Below are 24404 nucleotides of genomic sequence, written 5' to 3' on the forward strand. Positions count from 1 at the left end.
CGCAACCTTGCTGGCGCCGGCCCCGCCGTCTTTTCCCGCGGAGTTTTATCATGCCCATCGACATCCCCCCGGCGCCATCAGCCGCCACCCCTCTATTGACCCTGGATAACATCGGCAAGTCCTATGTCGGCCCCGTGCTGGGCGGCGTGGGCCTGCGCTTCGCCCCTGGCCAGGTGCTGGCGCTGACGGGCGAGAACGGCGCGGGCAAGAGCACCCTGTCGAAGATCATCTGCGGCCTGGAGCAAGCCACCACGGGCACGATGCTGCTCGACGGCAAGCCCTACCAGCCCGCCTCGCGCGGCGCCGCCGAGGCGCTGGGCATCCGCATGGTGATGCAGGAACTCAATTTGATTCCCACCCTGTCGATCGCGGAAAACCTGTACCTGAAAAACCTGCCGCAGCGCTTCGGCTTCATCGACCGTACGCGCCTCGAACGCGACGCGCGCGAACAGATGGAAAAAGTGGGCTTGGGTGGCCTCGATCCGTGGACCCTCGTGGGCGAACTGGGCATCGGCCACCAGCAAATGATCGAGATCGCGCGCAATTTGATCGGCGCCTGCCGCCTGCTGGTGCTCGACGAGCCGACGGCCATGCTGACGCACCGCGAAGTGGAATTGCTGTTCCTGCAAATTGAACGCCTGAAAGCCGAAGGCGTGTGCATCATCTACATTTCCCACCGCCTGGAAGAACTCAAGCGCGTGGCCGACCGCATCGCCGTGCTGCGCGATGGCCAGCTCGTGTGCGACGACGATATCGCGGGCCATTCCGCCGCCGACCTGGTCAGCCTGATGGTGGGCCGCTCGGCTGACGACGCCGTCGACCTGAGCGGGCGCACCATCGGCGCGCCGCTGCTGCGCGTGCGGGGACTGGCGCGCGGCAAGGTCGTCAACCCGACCTCGTTCGACTTGCGCGCCGGCGAAATCCTCGGCATCGCCGGCCTGATCGGCTCGGGCCGCACGGAATTGCTGCGCCTGATCTTTGGCGCCGACCGTGCCGATGCCGGCGACGTGTTCCTTGGCGACAGCGAAACGCCGGCCGCCTTGCACTCGCCGCAGGCAGCGGTGAAGGCCGGCATCGCCATGATCACGGAAGACCGTAAGGGACAAGGCTTGTTGTTGCGCCAGTCCATCGCCGTCAACACCACCCTGGCCTCGCTCGACACCGTCAGTGGCGCGGGCTGGCTCAACGACGCGTCCGAAGCGTCGGTGGCCGACGATTACATCCAACGCCTGGGCATCCGTTCGCGCAACAGCGCGCAAACGGTGGCCGAATTGTCCGGCGGTAACCAGCAAAAGGTGGTGATCGCCCGCTGGCTGTATCGCGACTGCCCCGTGATGCTGTTTGACGAGCCTACGCGCGGCATCGATATCGGCGCCAAGTTTGATATTTATCAGGTGCTGGCCGAACAGGCGCGCCAGGGCAAAGGCCTCGTCATTGTATCGAGCGACTTGCGCGAACTGATGCTGATCTGCGACCGCATCGCCGTCATGAGCGCCGGCAGCATCGTCGAGACCTTCGAGCGCGGCGCCTGGAGCCAGGACGCGCTGCTGTCGGCCGCCTTCTCCGGCTATTTGACCCCCACTTCCACTCCAGCTGCGGCCTGATCCGCCGGAAAGATTCCCATGACCACTACCTCTTCCCCATCGTATCTGCAGCGCAGTCTGGCCGACCTGAAAAACTATGCGGGCCTGATCGGCGCCCTGGTCGCCATGTGCGTGCTGTTCTCGTTTGCCAGCGAAAATTTCTTTACGCTCGCCACCCTCAGCACCCTGTCGAACAATATCCCGACCCTGGTCGTGATGGCCGTCGGCATGACTTTTGTATTGATCATCGGCGGCATCGATTTATCGGTCGGCTCCGTGATGGCGCTGGCCGCGTCCGTGCTGTCGCTGGCCGTCGTGCACTGGGGCTGGCCCGTGTGGAGCGCGGCCTTGCTGGGCATGTTCGTCGCCGCCCTGTGCGGCGCCACGACGGGCTTGATTTCCGTCGGCTGGCGCATTCCCTCGTTCATCGTTTCCCTGGGCGTGCTGGAAATGGCGCGCGGCATGGCGTATCAGGTGACGAATTCGCGCACGGAATACATCGGCAGCGCCGTTGACGGCATCAGCTCGCCGATCGCCTTCGGCCTGTCGCCCGCCTTCATCGCCTCGATCGCCATCGTTGTCATCGGCCATTTGGTGCTCACGCGCACGGTGCTGGGACGCCACTGGATCGGCATCGGCACGAATGAAGAAGCCGTGCGTTTGTCCGGCATCAATACAAAACCGTCGAAAGTGCTGGTGTTTGCGCTGATGGGCTTCCTCGCCGGCGTGGGCGCGCTGTTCCAGGTGTCGCGCCTGGAAGCGGCCGACCCGAACGGCGGCGTGGGCATGGAATTGCAAGTGATCGCCGCCGTCGTGATCGGCGGCACGAGCCTGATGGGCGGTCGCGGTTCCGTCATCAGCACGTTTATCGGCGTGCTGATCATTTCCGTGCTGGAAGCGGGCCTGGCGCAAGTGGGCGTGTCCGAACCCGTGAAACGCATCGTCACGGGCCTGGTGATTGTCGCGGCCGTGGTGCTCGACACCTACCGCCGCCGCGGCGAGCGTTCATAATAGCCGCCCATGGCAACCATCAAACAAGTGGCGCAGGCGGCGGGGGTGTCGTTTACCACCGTGTCGCACGTCCTCAACAATACCCGCCCCGTCAGCGACGAGGCGCGCCGCGCCGTGCTGGCGGCGGCGGAGGCACTGCATTACGTGCCCAGCGCGCTGGCGCGTTCCTTGCGCAGCCGCAGCACGGGCACCATCGGCCTGATCATTCCGAATAATACGAATCCGTATTTTTCGGAAGTGGCGCGCGGCATCGAAGACAGCTGCTACGCGGCCGGCTACAGCGTCATTTTGTGCAATTCCGATGACGACCCCGTCAAGCAGCGCGACTATTTGAATGTGCTCTTGACCAAGCGTTGCGACGGCCTGATTTTGTCCGCGCTGGCCGACAGCGATGGCGAATTGCTGCGCAAGATGAAGGTGCCGGCCGTGCTGCTCGACCGCGCGCCCAGTGACTTGTCCATCGATGCCGTGGCCGTCGACAACCGCGCCGGTGGTGCCTTGGCCGCACGCCATCTGCTGGGGCTGGGACGCCGGCGCCTCGCCTGCATCGCCGGCCCGCGCGAAGTGAGCATTTCCAACGAGCGCATCGCCGGTGCGCGCAGCGCCATGGCGGACGCAGGCGTAGTCCTGGACGACGCCCTGTGCGTGCATAGCGATTTTACGAGCGCGGGCGGCTATGCGGCCGCGCTGGACTTGCTGGCGCTGCCGCCAGGCCAGCGCCCGGATGCCTTGTTCTGCTGCAATGACTTGATGGCTTTTGGCGCCCTGCGCGCCGCCGCCGAGCGCGGCATCGCCGTGCCGGGTGAACTGGCCGTTGTCGGCTTCGACGATATCGACCTGGCCAGCTTCGTGCATCCAGCCTTGACCAGCGTGGCGCAAAATACGCGCGAGCTGGGCCACATCACGGCCGCCTGCCTGCTGGCGCGCATCGCCGACCCTGCGATGCCGCGCCAGCAGCGCAGCATCGCACCCGAGCTGCACGTGCGCGGCTCCAGCGTCGCCGCAGTGCCTGCTTCTGTACCTACTTCTTTACCTGCAACTGAACTGATGGGAATGACATCATGATCGTGGTTATCGGCAGCATCAATATGGACCTGGTCTTGCGCGTGCCGCGCATGCCCCTCCCCGGCGAAACCCTGACGGGCGGCGCTTTCCGTACGATTCCGGGCGGCAAGGGCGCCAACCAGGCCGTGGCCTGCGCGCGCCTGAGCGGCAAAGTGGCGGGCGCCCAGCAAGTGGCCATGGTTGGCTGCGTGGGCGACGATGCGTTTGGCGCGACCTTGCGCGCGGCGCTGGTGGGCGACGGCATCATCGACAGCCACATCACCACCTTGCCGGGCGTGGCCTCGGGTATCGCCTCCATCCTCGTCGACGACAATGGCCAGAACAGCATCGTCATCGCCGGCGGCGCCAACGATCTGCTCAGCCCCGCGCACATCGACGCGGCAAAAGAGCTGATCGAACAGGCGGACATCGTCGTGCTGCAGCTGGAAACGCCGATGGCCACCATCGTGCATGCGATCAAACTGGCCCGTTCCCTGGGCAAGACCGTGGTGCTCAATCCCGCTCCGGCGGCCAGCTTGCCGGACGGCGTGCTGGAACTGGTCGACTACCTGATTCCGAATGAAATCGAAGCGGCCATGCTGGCCGGCGTCAGCCCGGAAGGCGCGGACGCCAAGGCGCTGGCCGCCGCACTGCAAAAGCTGGGCAGCGACAACGTCATCATCACCTTGGGTTCCAAGGGCGTGCACGCGGCCCTGTATGGCGGCGATTTCACGTTCCCGGCCGAAGTGGTGCAAGCCGTCGACACGACGGCCGCCGGCGACACCTTCATTGGCGGCTTTGTGGCGGGCCTGGCATCCGGCATGGACGAGGCGGAAGCGATTCAGCAAGGTCAGCGCGCGGCCGCCTGGAGCGTCACCAAGCCCGGCGCGCAAACCTCGATCCCCCACTTGCACGAGCTGTTCTGAACCCATGAAAAAATCACCGCTGCTTAATATTGCGCTGTCGCAACTGATCGCTTCGCTGGGCCATGGCGACATGCTCGTCATCGGCGACGCGGGCTTGCCGTCGCAACCGGGCGTGCCCCTGATCGACCTGGCCCTGACGCGCGGCATCCCCGGCTTCATCGATACCGTCAACACGGTATTAAGCGAAATGCAGGTGGAATACCATTTGCTCGCTAGCGAGTTGCCGCAGCACAATCCGGCCATGGCGGCGCAGGTGGCGGCCCTGGCCTTGCCCGATGCGCGCCAGGTGACGCACGAGGAGTTCAAGCAATTGAGCAAGGGTGCGCGCGCCATCGTGCGCACGGGCGAGTGCAGTCCGTACGCCAACATCATTCTGGTGGCCGGCGTCGTGTTCTAGCGCAAACAATGGCGACATTGTTTGCCAAAAACATCAACGCTATTGTCCTCACTGAAATAATTATCCATCGGCAAAAGGGGCGGCTACAATAGCCTTACCCCTGCCAACGCGGCAGCTTCCTGTGGTGTCCCGCCATGCCGATGAAAGCCCCCGACGCTTTCCGCTGCTGTTTCATTCTGCTGCTGTGCCTGGCCACGCCCGTCCGGGCGCTGGAAGCCGTCTCCCTGCAGCTCAATTTCACGCACCAGTTCCAGTTCGCCGGCTATTACGCGGCCATCGAGCAAGGCTATTACCGCGAGGCGGGACTGGAGGTGAAACTGGTCGAAGGCAGCGGCGTGCCGCCTGCCGAGGCGGCCGTGCTGGCGGGCCAGGCCGAGTATGGCGTGGGCAACAGCACCTTGTTGCTCAGCCGGCTGGCGGGCAAGCCCCTGGTGGTGCTGGCCGTCGTGTTCCAGCACTCGCCCAGCGTGCTGCTGATGCGCCAGCAGGGCGGCGCGCCCGACGTGCGCAAGCTGGTGGGCGCGTCCGTGATGATCGGTGCGGCCGGCGATGTGGCCCTTGCTGCCGATGAAGTGTCGCTGTTCCTGGCGAAAATGGGCGTCGCGCCGCAGCAGATGCGCCACTTGCCGCCCAGCTACCGGATCGAGGATTTGATCAATGGCAAGGTCGATGCGATTGCCGCGTACTCCACCAACGAACCGGACTACCTGGACCGGGCGGGCTTTTCCTATTACCAATTTACGCCGCGCACGGCCGGCATCGATTTCTACGGCGACAACCTGTTTACCAGCGAGCAGGAACTGCGCCGTCATCCCGAACGCGTGAAAGCGTTCCGCGCGGCCAGCCTGCGTGGCTGGCAATATGCGATGGCGCATCGCGAGGAAATGGCGCGCGTGATCCTTGCCAAGTACAGCCAGCGCCACGACCGCGCGCATCTGCTGTACGAGGCGCAGCAAATGGAATTGCTGCTGCAGCCCGTGCTGGTGGAGCTTGGCTACATGAATCCCCAGCGCTGGCAGCACATCGCCGACACCTATGCCAGCATGGGCGTGCTGCCGCGCAATGCCACGGAAAGCCGCGCCTACAAGGGTTTTTTGTACCGCCCCGTGCCGGGCGCCGACCTGGGCTGGCTGTATCTGTCGCTGGGCCTGGCGGGCAGCCTGCTGGCCGTGTCGGCCGCCTTTCACTTCAATAACCTGGCACGCGAGCGCCGCCGCACGGAGGAAACCATCCGCCAGGGGGAATTGCGCTTTCGCACCATGTTCGAGGAAGCGCCCATGGGCATCGCCCTGATCGATACCGTGAGCGGACAGTTTCTCGACATCAACCCGCGCTACCTGGCCATCAGCGGGCGCAGCCTGGAACACATGAAACAAACGAGCTGGATGGAGATCAGCCATCCCGATGACGTGGCCGGTGAGCTGGAGCAGGTGGCGCAGTTGCTGGCGCGTAGCTTGCACGGCTTTCGCCACGCCAAGCGCATCGTGCGTCCCGATGGCAGTGTGGTGTGGGTCGACGCCTCGGTGACGGCCATCGCCACGGCGCGCCATGGCGGCCCGCACCACCTGTGCATGCTGGAAGACGTGACGGACAAGCGGCAAACGGAAGCGCTGATCTGGCAGCAAGCCAATTTCGATACCCTGACGCAATTGCCGAACCGGCGCATGTTCCACGAGCGCTTGCGCCAGGCCTTGGCCCAGGGCCGGCGCGATACGAGCCGCGTGGCCATCCTGTTCATCGATCTCGACCATTTCAAGGAAGTCAACGATACGCTAGGCCACCACCAGGGCGATATCCTGCTGATCGAGGCGGCGCGGCGCATCCGCGTGGGCGTGCGCGAGACGGACACGGTGGCGCGCCTGGGCGGCGATGAATTCACGGTGATCCTGTCCGACCTTGATGATTTGCAGCAAGTTGACCGCATCGCGCGGCAGATACTCGACGGTTTACTGGCGCCGTTCCTGCTGGGGCAGGAGCAGGCGTTCGTCTCGGCCTCGATCGGCATCACCCTGTATCCGGACGACGCGGGCAATATCGAGGACTTGCTCAAGCAGGCGGACCAGGCCATGTATGTGTCGAAAGGGGCGGGGCGCAACCGCTACAGCTACTTTACGCCCGCCATGCAGGTGGCGGCCGTCAACCGCATGCGCCTGGGGGCGGATTTGCGCACGGCCTTGCGCGAACAGCAGATGCAGCTGTATTACCAGCCCATCGTCGAGCTGCACAGCGGCAAACTTGCCAAGGCGGAAGCCTTGCTGCGCTGGCAGCATCCGCAGCGGGGCGTGGTATGCCCGCCGGATTTCCTGGCGCTGGCCGAAAGCAGCGGCCTGATCGTGGAGATCGGCGACTGGGTGCTGCACACGGCGGCCGCGCAGCTGCTGCGCTGGCGCGCGCAAGGCCATGCCATCGGCTTGCCGGGGCTGCAACTGTGCCTGAACCAGTCGCCGCTGGAGCTGCAGCGCGAAGTGGAGGCGCCCGGCACCTGGCTGCGCCAGCTGATGGCGCTCGATGTGCCGGCCTCGGCCATTGTGCTCGACATGCGCGAAGATGTACTTTTACCTAACGGCAATAGCATGGCGCCACGCCTGCAGCACTTGCGCGAGGCGGGTCTGCAGATCGCCCTGGACGACTTTGGCAGCGGCCATGCCTCGCTGACGCAGCTGCAGCAGTGCGGCATCGATTACCTGAAGCTCGATGGCGTGCTGGTGCGCAAGCTGGCGAACGGCAGCAGCGAGCTGGTGCTGTGCGAAGCCATCGTCACCATGGCGCATAAACTGGGCTTGCAGGTCATCGCCGAAGGGATGGAGACCGAAACGCAGCGCGCGCTGCTGCTGGAGATCGGCTGCGATTTTGCGCAAGGGGAGCTGTTTGCGCCGCCGCTGTCCATCGAAGCGTTCGATGCGCTGCTGCACGCGCAGCGGCCCTTGCACCCTTGAAACAGGCATCGCCCGCCACCAGATTTCATCCAGGCCTGCGGGACAGGGCTCCCGCCCTGAACGGGCTTATACTCGACGGGCTGGCGCCTGCGCCCGGCTTTGCTGTCATGGGTCCTGGACCTAGTGCGCAGGCAAATCTTCTTCCATTCACTCAACTCGAGGTGACCTCATGGGCATTTTCAGCAATATCTACAATAAAATCTTCCACCATTCGTCCGACGCCGCACCGGCAGCCACGCCGGCCGCCGCCACGACCGCGCCTGCCGCAGCACCGGCGGCCGCACCTGCTGCGCCAGCAGCTGCCGTGCCCGTGGTGGACGTGGAAGTGGTGCTGGTCGACCTGGCCAGCAAGAACGCGGAAAAACTCAATTGGCGCACGTCCATCGTCGACCTGATGAAACTGCTTCAACTCGACAGCAGCCTGGCGTCGCGCAAGGAACTGGCGCAAGAGCTGCATTTCACGGGTGACACCAATGATTCGGCCAGCATGAATATCTGGCTGCATCGCCAGGTGATGATCAAGCTGGCGGAAAACGGCGGCAAAGTACCGGACGAACTGAAGAACTAAACACCTGGCGGCGGCAGGGGTATCCACTGTCACCGCTATCCAATCGCGTGGGAACTGCCTATCATGGAGTTCCCATGATGTCGTGATAGCTAAAACTAATTGAAACTATTGTGACAATCAATTTTGCATATGGACTAAAACCCCTTACACTAGGGTCTTACTGATTCACCACACGAGAGGAAATGATTATGTCGCTCATCAATACCCAAGTTAAACCATTCAAGGCAACCGCATTCCACAATGGCAAATTCGTCGACCTGACGGAAGCGTCGCTGAAAGGCAAGTGGTCGGTATTCGTGTTCTACCCAGCCGACTTCACCTTCGTTTGCCCAACCGAACTGGAAGATCTGGCCGATCACCACGCTGAATTCCAGAAACTGGGCGTCGATGTCTACGGCATCTCGACCGATTCGCACTTCGCGCACAAAGCATGGCACGATACCTCGGACGCGATCAAGAAAGTGCAATACGCACTGATCGGCGACCCAACCGGTACCCTGTCGCGCAATTTCGAAGTCATGATCGAAGAAGAAGGCATGGCACTGCGCGGTACCTTCGTCATCAATCCGGACGGCTTCATCAAAGTGCTGGAAGTGCATGACAACGGCATTGGCCGTGATGCATCGGAACTGTTGCGCAAAGTGAAGGCAGCTCAATACGTTGCCGCTCACCCAGGCGAAGTTTGCCCAGCCAAATGGACGGAAGGCGCAGCAACCCTGACCCCATCGCTGGACCTGGTTGGCAAGATCTAAGTCTCGATGCACGACGTAGCAAACAAGTAGTTACCGCGATGCCGGACCGGGCGTCCGGCCCGGCATTCGCCTAAATATTTGTAAAGGAAGAAAAAATCATGTTAGATGCAACCCTCAAAACCCAACTGAAATCCTACCTGGAAAAAGTGGTGTATCCGCTTGAGCTGGTCGCTTCTCTCGATGACAGCGCAAAAGCCCGCGAGATGAAGGAATTGCTCCAGGAAATAGTCCTGTTGAGCGACAAGATCACGCTGGTCGAGCGCCTTGACGCTGGCGTACGCGCCCCGTCGTTCAGCATCAACCGTACCGGCTCCGACATCGGCGTGCGTTTCGCCGGTGTGCCGCTGGGCCATGAATTTACCTCCCTGGTGCTGGCGCTGCTGCAAGTGGGCGGCCACACCATCAAGTTCGACGAGGCCGTGATCGAGCAGATCCGCAACCTCGACGGCGACTACGAATTTGAAACGTTTATTTCGCTCTCTTGTCATAACTGCCCGGAAGTGGTGCAGGCCTTGAATGCCATGGCCGTGATCAATCCGCGCATCAAGGTCACCACCATCGATGGCGGCGTGTTCCCTAAAGAAGTGGAAGAGCGGCAAATCATGGCCGTGCCGATGATGTTCCTCAATGGCCAGCACTTTGGCCAGGGACGCACGAATGTCGAGGAAATCCTCGCCAAGCTCGACACCAACGCCGGTGCCCGCCAGGCCGAAGCGTTGAACAAGAAAGACGTGTTTGATGTGCTGATCGTCGGCGGCGGCCCAGCCGGCGCGGCAGCGGCCATCTACGCGGCCCGCAAAGGCATCAAGACGGGCGTGCTGGCCGAGCGTTTCGGCGGCCAGGTGCTCGACACCCTCGCCATCGAAAACTTTATTTCGGTCAAGGAAACCGATGGTCCGAAGTTCGCCATGGCGCTGGAACAGCACGTCAAGGAATACGAAGTCGACATCATGAACACCCAGCGCGCCGCGAAATTGACGCCGGGCAAGTTGGTGCAGATTGAAACGGCGAATGGCGCCATCTTGAAAGCCAAGACCGTCATCCTGGCTACCGGCGCCCGCTGGCGCGAAATCAACGTGCCGGGCGAGAAGGAATACCGCAACCACGGTGTCGCCTACTGCCCGCACTGCGATGGCCCTTTGTTCAAGGGCAAGCGCGTGGCCGTGATCGGCGGCGGCAACTCGGGCGTGGAAGCGGCGATCGACCTGGCCGGCCTCGTGAAACACGTGACCCTGATCGAATTCGGCGCGGAACTGCGTGCCGATGCGGTGCTGCAACGCAAGCTGCACAGCCTGCCTAACGTGACCGTGATCACGTCGGCGCAAACGACCGAAATCCACGGCGACGGCAAGATCGTCAATGGCCTCTCCTACACGGACCGGGTCAGCGGCGAGTCGAAGAAAGTCGAGCTGGAAGGCGTCTTCGTGCAAATCGGCCTGGTGCCGAACACGGAGTGGCTCAAAGGCACGGTAGCGCTGTCGCGCCACGGTGAAATCGAAGTCGATGCCCGCGGCCAGACCTCGATCCCCGGCGTGTTTGCGGCCGGCGACGTCACCACGGTGCCGTACAAGCAGATCATCATCGCCACCGGTGAAGGCGCCAAGGCAGCGCTGTCCGCCTTTGACCACCTGATCCGCTCGGATGACGAGGAAGTGGTTGAAGAGTCCGCAGCGAAAGAAGCATTGACGGCGTAAATCTTTACGCTGAAAAAAAACCGGAACGGCCGCGAGGTGGTTCCGGTTTTTTTATGTGTAGAAGAAACTTAGCTGCCCGCGTACAGGGGATTGGCGGCCACATACACCCGGATGCCATCGACGGGCATGTCCTTCGGCGCGATGTCGCTCAGGGCGAAGACGGTCGTGTTGTTGAAAGTTTGCACGTGCCACGTAAAACGCTGGCCGGCGCGCGCGATGGTGACGGTTTCGCCGCGCGTGACGTTGATGTGGCGCGTGTCGGGCTGCAACTCGATGCCGCGCTGGGCGGCGGCGTGCGGGGCGCTGCTGCCGTAGTCGGCGGCCGTGCCCGTGGGGCCGGCAGCGATGGCCGAGGTGGCAAGGGTGGCGCACAGGATGGCCAGGGCGCGGCGGTGGGTGTTCAACATGCTGATCTCCAAGAATAGACTGGACGCGGTGAATAACCGCGCCGTTTTATGGTGGTTGCACCGGGATCGCCGGTTTTTGCAACACGGCATCGTAAGCTGTCCTTGGTCGATCTGCAAAGCTGTATTTCCTGTCTATATTTCCACCGTCGCCGCCAGCGGCACGTCCGGCGCCAGGTGACTGGTCAGCACGATGCACTGGCGCGCCAGGCGGGACGGCTCGGACAGGCACTGGCGCAAGTACGCCATGGCGGATGCATCGAGGCCGTTGAACGGTTCATCGATCAGCAGCAGGCGCACGGGCAAGGCCAGTGCCAGCGCCAGTTGCAGCTTTTTGTGCTGGCCCAGGGACAGGGCGTTAATGCTTTGTTGCAAGGTGGACGTCAGGGCAAACGCGCTCAACTCGTCGTTCAGCAGGGCTTGGTCGCTGCCCGGATACAGGGCCAGGTGCAGGTCGAGAAACTCGTGCACTTGCAGCCAGGGCAGGGCGGGTAGGTCGCCGCCGCAATAGAACGCTTGCGCGCGGTAGGCCAGCGGCATGCAGCCACTGTCGATAGCGTCCAGGCGGATGGTGCCGCGCGCGGGCAGCAGGGCGCCGCCCGCCAGCTTCAGCAAGGTCGTCTTGCCGGCCCCGTTCGCGCCGCGCAGCCAGCTGATGCCGGGACCGCATTGCAGATTGAATCCCTGGAACACGCTGTGCGTGGGGAAGTGAAAATCGAGGTGCTCGATGTGCAGCACGGGAGAGGTGGCATTCAATTCCATAATTCGCTTCCGATGGCGCTCAAGGCAAGGATGGAGAAAACGACGAGGGCGACGCGTCCGCGTGCCGTCAGGCGGGGCAGGCCGACGATGGCCAGCAGGGCGGCGCTGGCCGTGACGGCGTAGACCGTGGTCACGCGCTGCTGCAAGGTTGCCGGATCGATGACGTACAGCAAGACGCCGGCGCCCAGCAGCACGGTCAACGCCGGCAGCAGGCTGGCCGCGCAGGCCAGGCGGATGAGGTTGCCGCTGGCCAGGGGCCAGGCGTTGAGCGTGGGGCACAGCACGGCGATCTGCTCGCGCACGGCCTTGTCGCCGCGGTCCGTCAGAATGACCAGGCTGGCGCTGGCCAGCAAACCGAGCAGCGGCGCGGGCACGAGCGGTGCGCGCAGCAGCCAGGCCAGCATGCTGGCGCCAGCCGTGGCCAGCAGCACGCTTTGCTGCCGGCCGGTCACATTGTCGTTGCGCCAGAACGGCAGCCAGAATAGCTGTCGCCACAGGAACACAGTGCGCCAGCGGAGCCTTTGCGGCATATATGCCGTCATCGTTGACGGGCGCGCCGCTTGGGCGGGGCGTGGCGCGCGCAGGCGCAGCGCCACGATCAGCGTCGTCAACAGCCAGGTCAGCAGCCAGACGGCGATGGTGGCGGCAATGCCGGGCGCGGCGACCGGACGCAACCAGGGTGGCGACTGCGCCAGCCAGATACTGGCCGAGACGGCATAGGCGAGGCCCAGCGGCAGCATCAGCAGGCCGGCCACGGCGATGTCGGCTTGCCAGCGCAGGCGCGGCGGCAAGGGCAGCTGGCGCAGCCAGGCGGCTATATTGGCTGGCAACAATCGCTTGCGCAGCAGCCAGGTGGGCATGCACGTCAGCAGCACTTGCGCACTCAGCAGGCCCAGGGCGGCGGGCCAGGGTAAGGTCATGGCGAGAAAACCGGGCAGGGCGATGACGCTGAGCAGGCCCAGCAAGACGGGAGCTGCCAGGCAAAAGAAGATCTCCATGGAACTCGTCAGGCTGGCGGCAAATTGCAGCAAAGCATGATGGGCCAGGCGCAAGCGCAGGGCAAGATAGGGGGAAAAGCTGCGGGGCAGGAGCATCAGGCAGGAGTGGAGTCAGGGTAGCGCTGATTCTAGAGCATTTACGGCCCCACAATGGGAAAAGCCCTTCGGTTCTGGGAACCAAAGGGCTTTTCTTTTATTGGCGGAGCGGACGGGACTCGAACCCGCGACCCCCGACGTGACAGGCCGGTATTCTAACCAACTGAACTACCACTCCAAGCTCGTATGATCTGTGTTGCTGATCCATGAAGCACTGGATAATTTTCTGTATTGGTGGTGGGTGCTGAGAGGCTCGAACTCCCGACCTACGCCTTGTAAGGGCGCCGCTCTACCAACTGAGCTAAGCACCCGCATACCCAGAAAACTATCCCGACGTTTGTCACCACGTCTGGAAGAGGCACTATTATAGGGGGCGCTTTCGTGCTTGTGCAACTATTCTTATGGGATAAAAGCATTTTTTTGCTGAAAAACGCAAAAATGTTCAGGCGAGGGGGGATTGGCGTGTTTTTGGCTGCTGAAATGGGAAAAGCCCTTCGGTTCAGAGAACCAAAGGGCTTTTCTTTTATTGGCGGAGCGGACGGGACTCGAACCCGCGACCCCCGACGTGACAGGCCGGTATTCTAACCAACTGAACTACCACTCCAAGCTCGTATGATCTGTGTTGCTGATCCATGAAGCACTGGACAGTTTTCTGATTTGGTGGGTGCTGAGAGGCTCGAACTCCCGACCTACGCCTTGTAAGGGCGCCGCTCTACCAACTGAGCTAAGCACCCGTTGCTTGTCTCAGAAAACCATCCCGACGTTTGTCACCACGTCTGGAAGAGGCGCTATTATAGGACGGCTAAAATCCTTCTGCAAGCGCTTTTTTCACTTTACTCCGTGATATTCCACTGCGACAGCATCCACGCCATATTGAATGCGTTTTCGGCAATCGCGTTATAGCGGCCCGAGGCACCGCCGTGGCCGGCACCCATATTCGTTTTCAACAGCAGGGGATTGCCGTCCGTTTTATACGCGCGCAGCTTGGCCACGTATTTTGCCGGCTCCCAGTACATGACCTGGCTGTCGTTCAGGCCCGTCGTGACCAGCATGGCCGGGTAATTCTTGCGCGCAATGTTGTCGTAAGGCGAGTAGCTGAGCATGTAGTCGTAGGCGGCCTTCTGGTTCGGGTCGCCCCATTCCAGATATTCTCCCGTGGTCAGCGGCAGGCTGGCGTCCATCATGGTGTTCATCACGTCGACGAACGGCACGGCCGCGTGCACGGCGTGGAACAGCTCGGGGCGCATGTTGACGACGGCGCCCATCAGCAAGCCGCCGGCGCTGCCACCTTGGATGATCAGGCGGTTCGGGCTGGTCCATTTTTCGCGCACCAGGTAGTCGGCGCTGTCGATGAAGTCATTGAAGGTATTTTTCTTCTTCATCAGCATGCCGTCTTCATGCCACGCTTCACCCATGTCGGTGCCGCCGCGGATATGCGCCTGCGCATAGATGACGCCCCGCTCCAGCAGGCTGATGCGGCTGATGGAAAAACTGGCTTCCGTCGAGATGCCATACGAGCCATACGAGTACAGCAGCAGCGGCGCGGAACCGTCGAGTTTCACGCCTTTCTTGTAGACGACCCACAGCGGCACTTGCACACCATCGCGCGCTTTGACCCACAGGCGCTGCGTCGTGTAGCGGCTGCCGTCAAAGCCGCCGACGATTTCCTGCTGCTTGAGCACCGTGCGCTTGCCATCTTGCATGTTGACGTCGATGACGGTGGGCGGCGTGACTGGCGACTGGTAAGACATGCGAAATTGTGTGGCGGAAAACTCGGGCGTGCCGGCCGCCGTGGCCAGGTAGACGGGGTCGTCGAACTGCACCGTCTTCCAATTCTTTTGCGCAAAATCAAGGATGCGGGCGCGGTTCAGGGCGCGCGTCTTTTCCATCACCACCAGGTAGCCCTGGAACACGTCGATGGACTGGATCACGGCATCCTTGTTGTGCGGCACGACGCTCTTCCAGTTCTTCGGCTGCGGGGCAGCCACCGGCGCGCTGACGACACGGAAATTCTTCGCCTCCTTGTTGGTCAGAATATACAGCTGGCCGTCGCGGTGTTCGATGCCGTAGCGGTGGCCTTTTTCGCGTTTTAGCACGGACTGGAAGCTGCCTTGCGACTTGCTCGTTGGCAGCAGCAGCACTTCGCTGGTATCCGTGCTGCCCGAGGTGAGCACGAAGAATTGCTTGTCGCGCGTGCGGCCCACGTTGATGGCGAACTGTTCCACCGGCTCGTGGTAGACCTGTTGCGGCGCACCGCCCAGGGCCAGGCGGAACAATCGATCCGAGCGCTTGGTGGTGGCGTCTTCCTGCGCCAGCATCAGGGTGGCGTTGTCGGCCGCCCAGGCCAGCGACGTGACTCTCGGCATGCTGTCGCCCAGCAATTTGCCCGTTTTCAAATCCTTGACATGCAGCTCGTACTGGCGGAAACCCGTCGTGTCGGTGGTGTAGGCCAGCAACTGTTCATTCGGGCTGACGCTGAAGGCGCGCACGGCAAAGAATTTGTGGCCTTCGGCTAATTGATTCTGGTCCAGCAAGATTTCTTCAGCCGCCTGCGCATCGTAGGCGCCGCTGGCGCCGACGGGGCGGCGGCAATGGATCGGGTATTGCTTGCCCGCTTCCACGCGCGTGTAATAGTAGAAATTGCCCTGGCGCGCGGGCACGGACAGGTCCACTTCCTGCATGCGGCCCTTGATTTCCGCATACACCTTGTCGGCCAGCGGCTGGATCGGGGCGGTCACGGCCGCCGTGTAGGCGTTTTCCGCATTCAGGTAGTCGATGACGGCAGGATCGGTTTTCTTTTGCAGCCAGCGGTAGTCGTCCGTGACGACCGTGCCGTGGCGTGTCTCCTGCCAGGCCGTTTTGGCGGCGACCGGTGCGCTGGCGGCTATGGTGGTGGTGTCGGCCAGCGCGGATGGCGCCAAGGTGGACAGCAGCAGGGCCGGCAGGATGGATGAGCAGACGGCCAGTCGGCGTAAGACGTGAGGTACTGTGGACAAGGCAACTCCCTAGGTTTCGTTGTTGTGCAGCGATTCTATTCTTGCTAAATAGAAAAGCCAATCATGATTTCAATCAATACCGTCCCGCCGCTTGCGTCCACTGGCATTTGCAGCGATACTGTATATAATTACAGTATCCGACAGCATCCCGCCGCGAGGTGTCCTTGACCGCATCTGCCCCTACATTGCCTGAATCCCGCCGCTGGATAGCCCACCTGGACATGGACGCCTTCTTCGCCTCCGTGGAACTGTTGAAATATCCGGAATTGCGCGGCGAAGCCGTCGTCATCGGTGGCGGGCGCCTGCAGCAGCCCGTGCTGCAGGAAGATGGCACGCGGCAATTTGCGCGCATGCGCGACTACGTGGGGCGCGGCGTCGTCACCACCTCGACTTATGCGGCGCGTGCGTTTGGCGTGTTTTCCGCCATGGGCATCATGAAGGCGGCGAAACTGGCGCCCGACAGCATCCTGCTGCCGGCCGATTTCGAGGCTTACCGCGACTATTCGGCCCGTTTCAAGCAGGCCGTGGCCCAGTTGTGCCCCATCATCCAGAACGTGGGCATCGATGAAATCTATGTCGATCTGACCGACTATGGCGAGCAGGCGCCGGCCATGGCGGCGCGCCTGAAGGCGGCCGTGTCCGAGGCGACGGGTCTGTCGTGCTCGATCGGCCTGGCGCCCAACAAATTGCTGGCGAAAATCTGTTCCGACCTGGAAAAGCCGGACGGCCTCACCATTTTGTCGCCCGAAGATATCGCCACGCGCGTGTGGCCCTTGCCGGCGAAAAAGATCAACGGCATCGGCCCGAAGGCGACGGCCAAGCTGGAAGCCTTGGGCATTGTCACCATCGGCGAGCTGGCGCAGGCCGACATGGCCATGCTGCGCACGCAGTTTGGCGACCTGTACACGGGTTGGCTGCGCCAGGCGGCGCTGGGCATCGATGAGCGTCCCGTGCAGACGAGCCGGGAAACCAAGTCCGTCAGCCGCGAAACGACGTTCGAGCGCGACTTGCAGGTGGTGCGCGACCGCGCCACCCTGTCGGAAAAGTTGGAAAGCCTGTGCACGCGCGTGGCAGGCGACCTGGATAAACAGTCGCTGGCGGGGCGCACGGTGGGCATCAAGCTGCGCTTCGAGGACTTCAGCACCGTCACGCGCGACATCACCTTGCCCAGCGCCACGGCAGACGCCGCCGCCATCCTGCGCGCCAGCCGCGATTGCTTGCGGCGCGTGCCATTTGAAAAGAAAATCCGCCTGCTGGGCGTGCGCATCTCGACCTTGTCCGATCCGGCCATCGTGACGCGGCAGGCGCCAGCCCAGGCGGAGCTGTTTCCCGCCCTGTAGCGGCATTCCCCACGCATCAACAACACCGCGCCAGTCCGCGCTTTTGACGGCATTCCCGTGTCGAAAGTGTAGAATGGCGTTCCCCTGGCACTACTGAAACAAACGGAAGACAAAAACTATGTGGTTCAAGAATCTTCAGATTTACCGCCTGCCCGCACCATGGGCCTATACGCCAGAACAACTGGAAGAGGCCTTGTCCTCGAACAAATTTACGCCGGCGACCAGCATGGATCTGATGCGCCAGGGCTGGGATACGCCACGCCCGAACGGCGGCCTGGTCCATGTGGTCAACAAGCAGATGCTGATCCTGCTGGGCACGGAAAAGAAACTCTTGCCAGCGACCGTCATCAACCAGGTGGCCAAGGCCCGCGCTGCCGAGATGGAAGAAGCGCAAGGCTTTGCGCCTGGTAAAAAGGCCATGAAGGAATTGAAGGAACGCGTGGCCGACGAGTTGCTGCCGCGCGCCTTCAGCATCCGCAGCAACGTCTGGACGTGGATCGACCCCGTCAATGGCTGGCTGGTGGTCGATGCCGCCAGTCCGGCAAAAGCCGATGAAGTCATCAAGCTGCTGTTGAAAGCCGTCGACAAACTGCCGCTGGAAAGCCTGCGCGTGCAGCGCTCGCCCGTGGCGGTGATGACGGAATGGCTGCAAGCGGACGATGCGCCGGCCGGCTTCACGGTCGACATGGACACGGAATTGCGCGCCACGGGCGAAAGCAAGGCCACCGTGCGCTACGTGCGCCACACCCTGGAAGCGGACGACGTGCGCCGCCACATCGCGGCCGGCAAGCAGTGCACGCGCCTGGCCATGACGTGGAACGACAAGATTTCGTTCGTGCTGACGGAGTCCCTGGCCATCAAGAGCGTCAAGCCGCTGGACGTGATCAAGGAAACGGAATCGAGCACGAAGAACGACGAAGAGCGTTTCGACGGCGACGTGATGCTGATGACGGGCGAATTGAGCAAGCTGATGGCCGACGTGGTCGAAGCCCTCGGTGGCGAAGCGACTGCATAAGTGTAGTCATGCCGGTACGGAAAAGGAGCTGCGGCTCCTTTTTTTTCGTCCCTTGCCTGGCACGGCGATCTTTGGACGAAAAAAAGGGCCTTGCGTTTGCAAGGCCCTTGGTCGGCTCAGCCTAGGTTGACGAGGTCAACTTAGAACTTGTACTGGGCCGTGAAGTAGAGCGAACGCATCATTGGATCGGCGTAGCGTGGATCGTAGCCAACCTGGTGACCACGCGAGCTGCGCAGCGACAGCGGCGGTTCGCGGTCAAACAGGTTTTTGATACCTGCGCGCAAGGTCACTGCTTTGCTGTACGCATAGCGGCCCTGGAAGTCAACCGTCGTGTACGAAGGCACGTGCAGACGGATATTTTCCTTCGTGCTGGTGGCCAGGTTTACCACTTCGGCCGAAGCGTCGGTATAGCCATTACGGTAGCTCACGACGACAGTGTTGGTCAGCTTGCCCGATTCCAGGCTCATGTTGAGCTTCATCAGGTTACGGAACGTCACGGCATCGGAAATGCCGTAGAAGTTCATGTTGTTGGTCCACTGATCCTTGGTGCCTGGTACGGTGTAGTCGGCCTTGAGCATATGGGTGCCGCTCAGGTTAGCCGTGAAGTTACCGAAATCAAACTTCTTACGTGCCGTCATGTCCCAGTCGATACCGCGGTTGTGTGTCTGGCCGATGTTCATCGACAGCGACTTGAACGCAAAGTACGGCTTGCCGGTCGTCGGTTCGATATAGGTGCCGAACAGGTCGCGGTACATGCCTGGGTTGTTGAATGCCTGCGTTTCGCTCACGGCTGAAACCGCGTCGGTGATTTTTACGTCCCACAGATCGGCGCCGAACGAGAATGCCGAGCTAGGCTCGATACGGAAACCGACGGTGAACTGTTTCGATTTTTCCGGCTTCAGGTTTTCGTTACCGCCAGCCATTTTATTGTACTGGGTGTTAGGCGCACGGCACAGTGCATCGCCTGGGAATGGGCAATTCCAGTTAGCACCGGTAAAGCCGTTGTTGACCAGAGGCTGACCAATGCTCAGCATGTCCGGGGCCTTGAAGCCCGTGCCGTAGGAGCCGCGCAGCAGCACTTGCTGTATTGGCTGCCAGCGTGCCGTGACCTTGTAGGTATTGGCATTGGCGTCTTTGCCGATGGTTTTGTTGATGACGCCATTGTCGATCGCCGATACGGAGTCATAGCGGCCAGCCAGGCTGACTTCCACCGTTTTGGTGATCGGTGCCAGCAATTCGGCGAAGACACCGTAGGTTGAACGGCTCAGGTCGTAACGTGGCGAGGTGTTGAAGCCGTAGATGGTGCTGGTGTTTGCACCTGCGTCTGGCGTCTGGCCGTAGTTGTACTCGCGGTAGTCGGCGCCGATGCCGATGTTGGCTTTGCCGCCTGGCAAGGTGAACAGTTCACGGGAGCCGTGCGCATCGATGCCGCGCATGGTGGTCGATGCCGTACGGATCGAGCCGTTGAATTGCGAATTGTTGATCAACGTTTGCATTTCCGACGATGGAGTGCCGGCCGGCAGGAACGGGTCGAACGACGGATTTTTCAGCAGGGCCTTCATATCGGCCGTTTTCGCATAGCCACCGACGTAGCGTTCGTTGATGGCATTTTGCGACCAGGTCAGGCCCGCATCAATGTTCCACGCGCCAATTTCGCCTTCGACGCCGATGACGAAGTGCTTGGTCTCGGTGATGGTGTTGGAGTCGCGGGTACCCCAGTCGCTCATGCGATAGTTGGCTGACACGGAGGTGATGTCCTTGACTTGCTCTGGTGTCAGGTAAGGCAGGACATACTTGTTGTACTGCGCACCGTTAAGCGCAATCGGGATTGCCACCGGATTGGCCGAGATGCGCGCGGTCAGGTCATAACGCGAGTAGGCGACTTCGGCAAACGCATTCAGCGAATCGTTGAGTTTGTAGGTGGCGCGGGTAAACAGGCTGTCGCGCTTCGATTCAGGCACGATTTCAACCGTCGAACCACCATCGTAGCCGCAAGCCAGCTTATTGGCTGCCAGTGGGGCATTGGTCGCGGCGCCACAATTATTATTCTTCGCCAGGTATGGATTGAAGAGGTAATCGTCTTTGCCTTTGACGGACACGGTGGCGTTGGCCGGTGCCGTGCCTATGGCAGTCTTGTCGAAGACATATTGTTTGCCGTTATGGCTCACTGGAATACGCGACGAACGGGCGAACGTGCGGTCGGTAGCGCGCAAGTTCGATTGCTCGTCATGGCGGTACGATACCAGCACGTTGAAACGGTCTTCGTCGATATCGCCGAAGCCATAGGTCACGTTGGTGTTCCAGGCGTTGCCGCCCTTGTCTTCCGGACCGCCGTAGGTGGCTTCCAGGGAGCCGCCTTGCTGGTTCTTCTTCAGAATGAAGTTAATCACGCCGGCGATGGCGTCCGAGCCGTACAGGGCCGAAGCGCCGTCGGTCAGCACTTCAACGCGTTCAACGGCGCTCATCGGAATGGCGTTCAGGTTGACGGAAGTGCCCGAGCCTTGTGGCGCGATGCGGCGGCCGTTCAGCAGGACCAGGGTGTAGTCTTCGCCGATATCGTGGATCGACGCGCTGGTGCGGCCGCCCGAATTGGTGCCAGCTGCGGCGGCACCGACGGTAAAGCCTTGCATGGCGGGCAAGGCCTGGAGCAGGTCGGCGACCGTGGTGGCGCCTGTCTTGGCGATCGCTTCTTGCGTCAGGCGCTGCACAGGCAAGGCGCCTTCGACAGCGATACGCTTGATACTCGAACCGGTAATTTCAACTTTTTGAATTGCTTCGTCCGCCATGGATTGGCCAGAGAACAAGACGCTACCTGCCAGAACGGTCAGGGCCAGGCGTACGCTGCGTACGCCAATTTTTTCTTTAAATGCCATTGTAACAATTACTCCGTAGTAGTTTTAATAACGACAAGCAGTACACGAACACGTATAAGCCATCGGATAGATGACCAGCGGTGCTCGTGTACGGTAGGCGGAACCACGTCGGTGGGAAGTGGAAGACTACTTAGCGCAATATTGTTATAAATGCACTTTTGACTTGTCGAGGCGAACATTATGTCGTCTCAGCAAGAAAAAATGCATATCAACCGTGTCGGATTTGGCAATAAATTACGGATACAGAAGAATATTTAAGTTAATTGTTAAATTGCAGTTTTATATTTAATAATATCGGTGTTTTTAAAAATGATGAATGGCGTTTTTTTACAACATAAAATTATTGTATTGGCAATTCGATGTTTTACCTGCAATAATTCGACGAAATCTGTCGTATTGCAGAATTTTTGAAAGGCAAAAAAACGTAAAAAAAGCCCGTTGAAAACGGGCTGGTCGAATTGTGACAGCGTGCCAGTCAGACCGTGTGCCGGTCTGCCTGCCGCGTCCTGTCCGGCATCGGCTTACAAAGGCTGGAATACGCCGGCGGCGCGGTTCTTTTGCACATTGTCCCACGCGAAGATCTGGCCATTCATGGCCACGTACACGCCGGCTGGCAAGGTTTGCGCCACGCCGCAGGCAAAGCCGAGGTTGAACAGGGCGTCGGAATTGTCGATTTCGTAGGGAATCATGGCGCCCGTCAATATCACCGTTTGCTGCAGGTTCGCCGCGCCCAGCACTTGCGCCGTTTCGCGCATGGTGTCGGTGCCGTGGATGATGACGATGGCTTTCTCTTGCGCTGCGCGGCACGAGGCCAGCACGCGCTGACGGTCCGCATCTTGCATGTCGAGTGAATCGAGCAGGGGCAATTGCTCCAGCGCCACGGGCGCCGTCATGCGCGCGCGGGCAATCGCTGCCGGCAAATGACTGTCGGAAAAGCCCAGGGTACCGTTCAATTCGTTGTAGTGTTTGTCGAAAGTGCCGCCAGTGGCGAGTATGCGCAAAGTCATGATGTGGTCACGATGTCAGTGGAGAATGACGCGCATGATAGCGTGGATTGTGTGCCTTGCGTGAATGGCGGACCGCGGCGGGCCGTTGCGGATCGCATCTGGAAAATTTGGCCATCTGTGAGTACACTGGTTTCTTTGTTTGCCTGCCACCCCGACTCCGTATGAAAGCGCTCGCTCCCGGCACCGTCATTTTTCACCGCCACCGCGGTTACGGGGTGATCACGTCCATCAATTTGCTGACGGGCTGGATCGCCGCCCGTTTCGGCAGCGAAGCGCGGACCCTGGACCTGAACCTGTCGACCGACGACGTGCAATTTGCCGATGGCGAAGCGATCTTGTTTCGCCGCGCGCCGCCGGACCGCATGCCGCATGCGCGCCTGATGGCCATGGTGCGCGAACTGCATCAGGCCGGCTATCAAAAACTGTATCTGTATTCCTGGCCCAAGCCGTCGGGCCTGCACTGGCGCTGGCATTTGTTTACGGGACCGCGCGACTGGATGCAACGGCCCTGGCGCGAAGGCTGGTATGGTTCGGGCGCCGATTACAACGTCAACCCCGTGATGGGCTGGGGCGATACGCCCGGCGCCACCACTGGCGAGCTGATCGACGCCCTGGCCCGTTTCGACCCGCAGGGCCTGGCGCAGGCGCTGGGACGCGACGACGACCATAGCGACTGGTTTGGCCGTGTCTGCGACGCTTTATTACCCAATTACATGTACAGCCTGGACATGCAGCGCACGCCAGGCGAGCCCTTGCCCGACATGCCGCCCGTGCCGATCGTGGCCGTGCGCGCCGGCGTGGCGCCATACCGTGGGCCGGACATCGCCTGGCCGCCCGGCTGGGCCGGCCTGTGGCGCGGCCGGCACGTGCTGCCCGCGCCCGCCATCCGCATCACGGGCGAGCCGGACTTGCTAAAGGGCTTTCAGCGTTCCTGAGGGGCTTGCCGCGCATGCTGCAATGCTTCGGGATTGAGCAGGCGCGTGCATTGACCCTGCGTAAAATCAACGATGTTTTGCAAGGCGTAGCGGAAATACAGCTCATAGCTGTCACGCTCGACGTAGCCCAGGTGTGGCGTGGCCAGCACGTTCGGTAGCAGCAGCAATGGCGAGCCTGGCGGCAACGGCTCGTCCGTAAACACGTCCAGCGCGGCGGCGCCAGGGCGCCCCTGCGGCAACGCCGCTTCCAGCGCGCCATCGGCGACCAGCTCGGCGCGGCTGGTGTTGACGAACAGGGACGTCGGCTTCATGCGCGCCAGGTCCTCGCTTGTTACCAGCCCGCGCGTGGCGTCGGACAGGCGCAGGTGCAAGGTCAATACGTCTGCCTGTTCAAAGAAGGCCTCGCGCGATGTTGCCGCCGTATCGCCGGCCGCCACGGCCGCCGCTCGGCTCGCTTCGCTGCCCCACACGAGGATGGTCATGCCGAAAGCGCGGCCATAGCCGGCGATCAATTGACCGATCTTGCCGTAGCCCCAGATCGCCAGAGTGCACCCCTTCAATACCGTGCCGAGCGTGTTGAGCGTTGGCTCCAGCGACGACGTCTGCCACAGCCCTTCCTGTAAATGTTGCGCGTAGGGCACGATCTTGCGCTGCGCCGCCATGATCAGCGCCCACGTCAGTTCGGCCGGCGCCGTGGGCGAGCCGATGCCTTCCGCGATGGCGATGCCCAGCTCGGTGGCGGCCGGCACGTCGATGTGTCCACTGACCTTGCCCGTTTGCGAAATCAGTTTCAGGTTCGGTAACTTCGACAGCAAGGCCCGGTTGAAACTGCTGCGTTCGCGGATCAGCACCAGGGCGTCGAACGGCGCCAGGCGGATCGCCAGCTGGCCCAGGCCCCGCGCCGTATTGCTGAACACTTTGACCTCGTGGCCATCGAGCAACTGGAAGCAATCGAGGCCGCGCACGGCATCCTGGTAATCATCAAGTATGGCAATTTTCATGGTGGATGGCCGATTTTAGTGAGGATTTGGTAGGGAAATAACAGGATACGGAAAATGCTGAATAGC

Annotated in this window: 19 protein-coding genes and 4 tRNA genes; 12 read left to right on the forward strand and 11 right to left on the reverse strand. The window is 61.5% G+C overall.

The annotated features are described in order from the left end of the window. Positions 1-50 precede the first annotated feature (50 nt). The 9 genes from KO539_RS23515 (at position 51) to ahpF (ending at position 10911) form a co-directional block, all read left to right on the forward strand. Entirely contained in the window at positions 51-1604 is a 1554-nt protein-coding gene (locus tag KO539_RS23515) for a sugar ABC transporter ATP-binding protein (protein ID WP_219312065.1), read from the forward strand. An 18-nt stretch (positions 1605-1622) separates the two neighbouring features. Next, positions 1623-2594 carry an ABC transporter permease gene (locus KO539_RS23520; RefSeq protein ID WP_035823046.1) on the forward strand — a complete coding sequence of 324 codons (972 nt, stop codon included), beginning with the start codon at positions 1623-1625 and terminating at the stop codon, positions 2592-2594. A 9-nt stretch (positions 2595-2603) separates the two neighbouring features. Then, positions 2604-3659: a LacI family DNA-binding transcriptional regulator gene (locus tag KO539_RS23525; protein ID WP_219312067.1), complete on the forward strand. Its 1056-nt coding sequence runs from the start codon at positions 2604-2606 to the stop codon at positions 3657-3659. Then, positions 3656-4564, forward strand: a complete 909-nt coding sequence (gene rbsK, locus KO539_RS23530; protein ID WP_219312069.1) for a ribokinase — start codon at positions 3656-3658, stop codon at positions 4562-4564. Before KO539_RS23525 ends, rbsK begins: the two co-directional genes overlap by 4 nt. Before the next feature lie 4 nt (positions 4565-4568). Continuing rightward, entirely contained in the window at positions 4569-4961 is a 393-nt protein-coding gene (gene rbsD, locus KO539_RS23535; RefSeq protein ID WP_035823039.1) for a D-ribose pyranase, read from the forward strand. A gap of 134 nt (positions 4962-5095) precedes the next feature. Next, a complete protein-coding gene (locus KO539_RS23540; protein WP_257626417.1) occupies positions 5096-7897 on the forward strand; it encodes an EAL domain-containing protein in 2802 nt (933 codons plus the stop codon). 169 nt (positions 7898-8066) lie between these two features. Continuing rightward, the gene (locus KO539_RS23545) at positions 8067-8465 is read left to right on the forward strand and encodes a DUF3597 domain-containing protein (RefSeq protein ID WP_219312071.1); all 399 of its coding nucleotides are present in this window, start codon (positions 8067-8069) and stop codon (positions 8463-8465) included. Positions 8466-8653: 188 nt separating this feature from the next. Continuing rightward, complete coding sequence (gene ahpC, locus KO539_RS23550; RefSeq protein ID WP_034780873.1) at positions 8654-9217, forward strand: alkyl hydroperoxide reductase subunit C; 564 nt, start codon at positions 8654-8656, stop codon at positions 9215-9217. A 98-nt stretch (positions 9218-9315) separates the two neighbouring features. Next, entirely contained in the window at positions 9316-10911 is a 1596-nt protein-coding gene (ahpF, locus tag KO539_RS23555; RefSeq protein ID WP_219312073.1) for an alkyl hydroperoxide reductase subunit F, read from the forward strand. Between the two features lie 68 nt (positions 10912-10979). Here ahpF and KO539_RS23560 read toward each other — a convergent pair whose 3' ends face one another. The 8 genes from KO539_RS23560 to KO539_RS23595 all read right to left on the reverse strand — a co-directional run bounded on the left by KO539_RS23560 (position 10980) and on the right by KO539_RS23595 (position 16167). Further along, positions 10980-11318, reverse strand: coding sequence for a CzcE family metal-binding protein (locus KO539_RS23560; protein ID WP_219312075.1), 339 nt, complete (start codon positions 11316-11318; stop codon positions 10980-10982). A 132-nt stretch (positions 11319-11450) separates the two neighbouring features. Further along, positions 11451-12077, reverse strand: coding sequence for an ATP-binding cassette domain-containing protein (locus tag KO539_RS23565; protein WP_219312077.1), 627 nt, complete (start codon positions 12075-12077; stop codon positions 11451-11453). Continuing rightward, positions 12068-13171, reverse strand: a complete 1104-nt coding sequence (locus KO539_RS23570) for a hypothetical protein (protein WP_257626418.1) — start codon at positions 13169-13171, stop codon at positions 12068-12070. Before KO539_RS23570 ends, KO539_RS23565 begins: the two co-directional genes overlap by 10 nt. A gap of 101 nt (positions 13172-13272) precedes the next feature. Further along, positions 13273-13349: transfer RNA gene (locus KO539_RS23575), tRNA-Asp, on the reverse strand. A 57-nt stretch (positions 13350-13406) separates the two neighbouring features. Further along, positions 13407-13482: transfer RNA gene (locus KO539_RS23580), tRNA-Val, on the reverse strand. Positions 13483-13698: 216 nt separating this feature from the next. Next, a tRNA-Asp gene (locus KO539_RS23585) sits at positions 13699-13775 on the reverse strand. A 54-nt stretch (positions 13776-13829) separates the two neighbouring features. Continuing rightward, positions 13830-13905 (reverse strand) — tRNA-Val (locus KO539_RS23590). A 99-nt stretch (positions 13906-14004) separates the two neighbouring features. Beyond that, positions 14005-16167, reverse strand: coding sequence for a S9 family peptidase (locus KO539_RS23595; protein ID WP_257626419.1), 2163 nt, complete (start codon positions 16165-16167; stop codon positions 14005-14007). 185 nt (positions 16168-16352) lie between these two features. Here KO539_RS23595 and dinB point away from each other — a divergent pair, with 185 nt between their 5' ends. Together dinB and KO539_RS23605 are read left to right on the forward strand one after the other, a co-directional pair. Continuing rightward, entirely contained in the window at positions 16353-17507 is a 1155-nt protein-coding gene (dinB, locus tag KO539_RS23600; protein WP_219312080.1) for a DNA polymerase IV, read from the forward strand. A gap of 118 nt (positions 17508-17625) precedes the next feature. Next, a complete protein-coding gene (locus KO539_RS23605; RefSeq protein WP_034754435.1) occupies positions 17626-18522 on the forward strand; it encodes a recombination-associated protein RdgC in 897 nt (298 codons plus the stop codon). Between the two features lie 140 nt (positions 18523-18662). Here the strand turns inward: KO539_RS23605 and KO539_RS23610 are convergent, their stop codons facing one another. Together KO539_RS23610 and KO539_RS23615 are read right to left on the reverse strand one after the other, a co-directional pair. Continuing rightward, on the reverse strand, positions 18663-21308 hold the full coding sequence (locus tag KO539_RS23610; protein WP_257626420.1) for a TonB-dependent receptor: 2646 nt from the start codon (positions 21306-21308) through the stop codon (positions 18663-18665). Positions 21309-21916: 608 nt separating this feature from the next. Continuing rightward, positions 21917-22402, reverse strand: coding sequence for an asparaginase domain-containing protein (locus tag KO539_RS23615; protein ID WP_034781194.1), 486 nt, complete (start codon positions 22400-22402; stop codon positions 21917-21919). A gap of 161 nt (positions 22403-22563) precedes the next feature. Here KO539_RS23615 and KO539_RS23620 point away from each other — a divergent pair, with 161 nt between their 5' ends. Further along, entirely contained in the window at positions 22564-23337 is a 774-nt protein-coding gene (locus KO539_RS23620; RefSeq protein ID WP_219312083.1) for an L-asparaginase, read from the forward strand. Here the strand turns inward: KO539_RS23620 and KO539_RS23625 are convergent. Beyond that, the gene (locus KO539_RS23625; RefSeq protein ID WP_219312085.1) at positions 23325-24338 is read right to left on the reverse strand and encodes a D-2-hydroxyacid dehydrogenase family protein; all 1014 of its coding nucleotides are present in this window, start codon (positions 24336-24338) and stop codon (positions 23325-23327) included. The genes KO539_RS23620 and KO539_RS23625 overlap by 13 nt on opposite strands. Positions 24339-24404: the final 66 nt, after the last annotated feature.

Source organism: Janthinobacterium sp. NKUCC06_STL, assembly GCF_019345455.1.
Taxonomy (GTDB): domain Bacteria; phylum Pseudomonadota; class Gammaproteobacteria; order Burkholderiales; family Burkholderiaceae_D; genus Janthinobacterium; species Janthinobacterium rivuli.

What these genes read in the sequence shown, in the direction of transcription:
- KO539_RS23570 (WP_257626418.1), bottom strand. Translation starts at nt 13,171, where the DNA reads ATGCTCCTGCCCCGCAGCTTTTCCCCCTATCTTGCCCTGCGCTTGCGC.
- KO539_RS23605 (WP_034754435.1), top strand. Translation starts at nt 17,626, where the DNA reads ATGTGGTTCAAGAATCTTCAGATTTACCGCCTGCCCGCACCATGGGCC.
- KO539_RS23610 (WP_257626420.1), bottom strand. Translation starts at nt 21,308, where the DNA reads ATGGCGGACGAAGCAATTCAAAAAGTTGAAATTACCGGTTCGAGTATC.
- KO539_RS23520 (WP_035823046.1), top strand. Translation starts at nt 1,623, where the DNA reads ATGACCACTACCTCTTCCCCATCGTATCTGCAGCGCAGTCTGGCCGAC.
- KO539_RS23525 (WP_219312067.1), top strand. Translation starts at nt 2,604, where the DNA reads ATGGCAACCATCAAACAAGTGGCGCAGGCGGCGGGGGTGTCGTTTACC.
- rbsD (WP_035823039.1), top strand. Translation starts at nt 4,569, where the DNA reads ATGAAAAAATCACCGCTGCTTAATATTGCGCTGTCGCAACTGATCGCT.
- ahpC (WP_034780873.1), top strand. Translation starts at nt 8,654, where the DNA reads ATGTCGCTCATCAATACCCAAGTTAAACCATTCAAGGCAACCGCATTC.
- KO539_RS23565 (WP_219312077.1), bottom strand. Translation starts at nt 12,077, where the DNA reads ATGGAATTGAATGCCACCTCTCCCGTGCTGCACATCGAGCACCTCGAT.
- KO539_RS23560 (WP_219312075.1), bottom strand. Translation starts at nt 11,318, where the DNA reads ATGTTGAACACCCACCGCCGCGCCCTGGCCATCCTGTGCGCCACCCTT.
- KO539_RS23625 (WP_219312085.1), bottom strand. Translation starts at nt 24,338, where the DNA reads ATGAAAATTGCCATACTTGATGATTACCAGGATGCCGTGCGCGGCCTC.
- rbsK (WP_219312069.1), top strand. Translation starts at nt 3,656, where the DNA reads ATGATCGTGGTTATCGGCAGCATCAATATGGACCTGGTCTTGCGCGTG.
- KO539_RS23615 (WP_034781194.1), bottom strand. Translation starts at nt 22,402, where the DNA reads ATGACTTTGCGCATACTCGCCACTGGCGGCACTTTCGACAAACACTAC.
- ahpF (WP_219312073.1), top strand. Translation starts at nt 9,316, where the DNA reads ATGTTAGATGCAACCCTCAAAACCCAACTGAAATCCTACCTGGAAAAA.
- KO539_RS23545 (WP_219312071.1), top strand. Translation starts at nt 8,067, where the DNA reads ATGGGCATTTTCAGCAATATCTACAATAAAATCTTCCACCATTCGTCC.
- KO539_RS23540 (WP_257626417.1), top strand. Translation starts at nt 5,096, where the DNA reads ATGCCGATGAAAGCCCCCGACGCTTTCCGCTGCTGTTTCATTCTGCTG.
- KO539_RS23515 (WP_219312065.1), top strand. Translation starts at nt 51, where the DNA reads ATGCCCATCGACATCCCCCCGGCGCCATCAGCCGCCACCCCTCTATTG.
- KO539_RS23620 (WP_219312083.1), top strand. Translation starts at nt 22,564, where the DNA reads ATGAAAGCGCTCGCTCCCGGCACCGTCATTTTTCACCGCCACCGCGGT.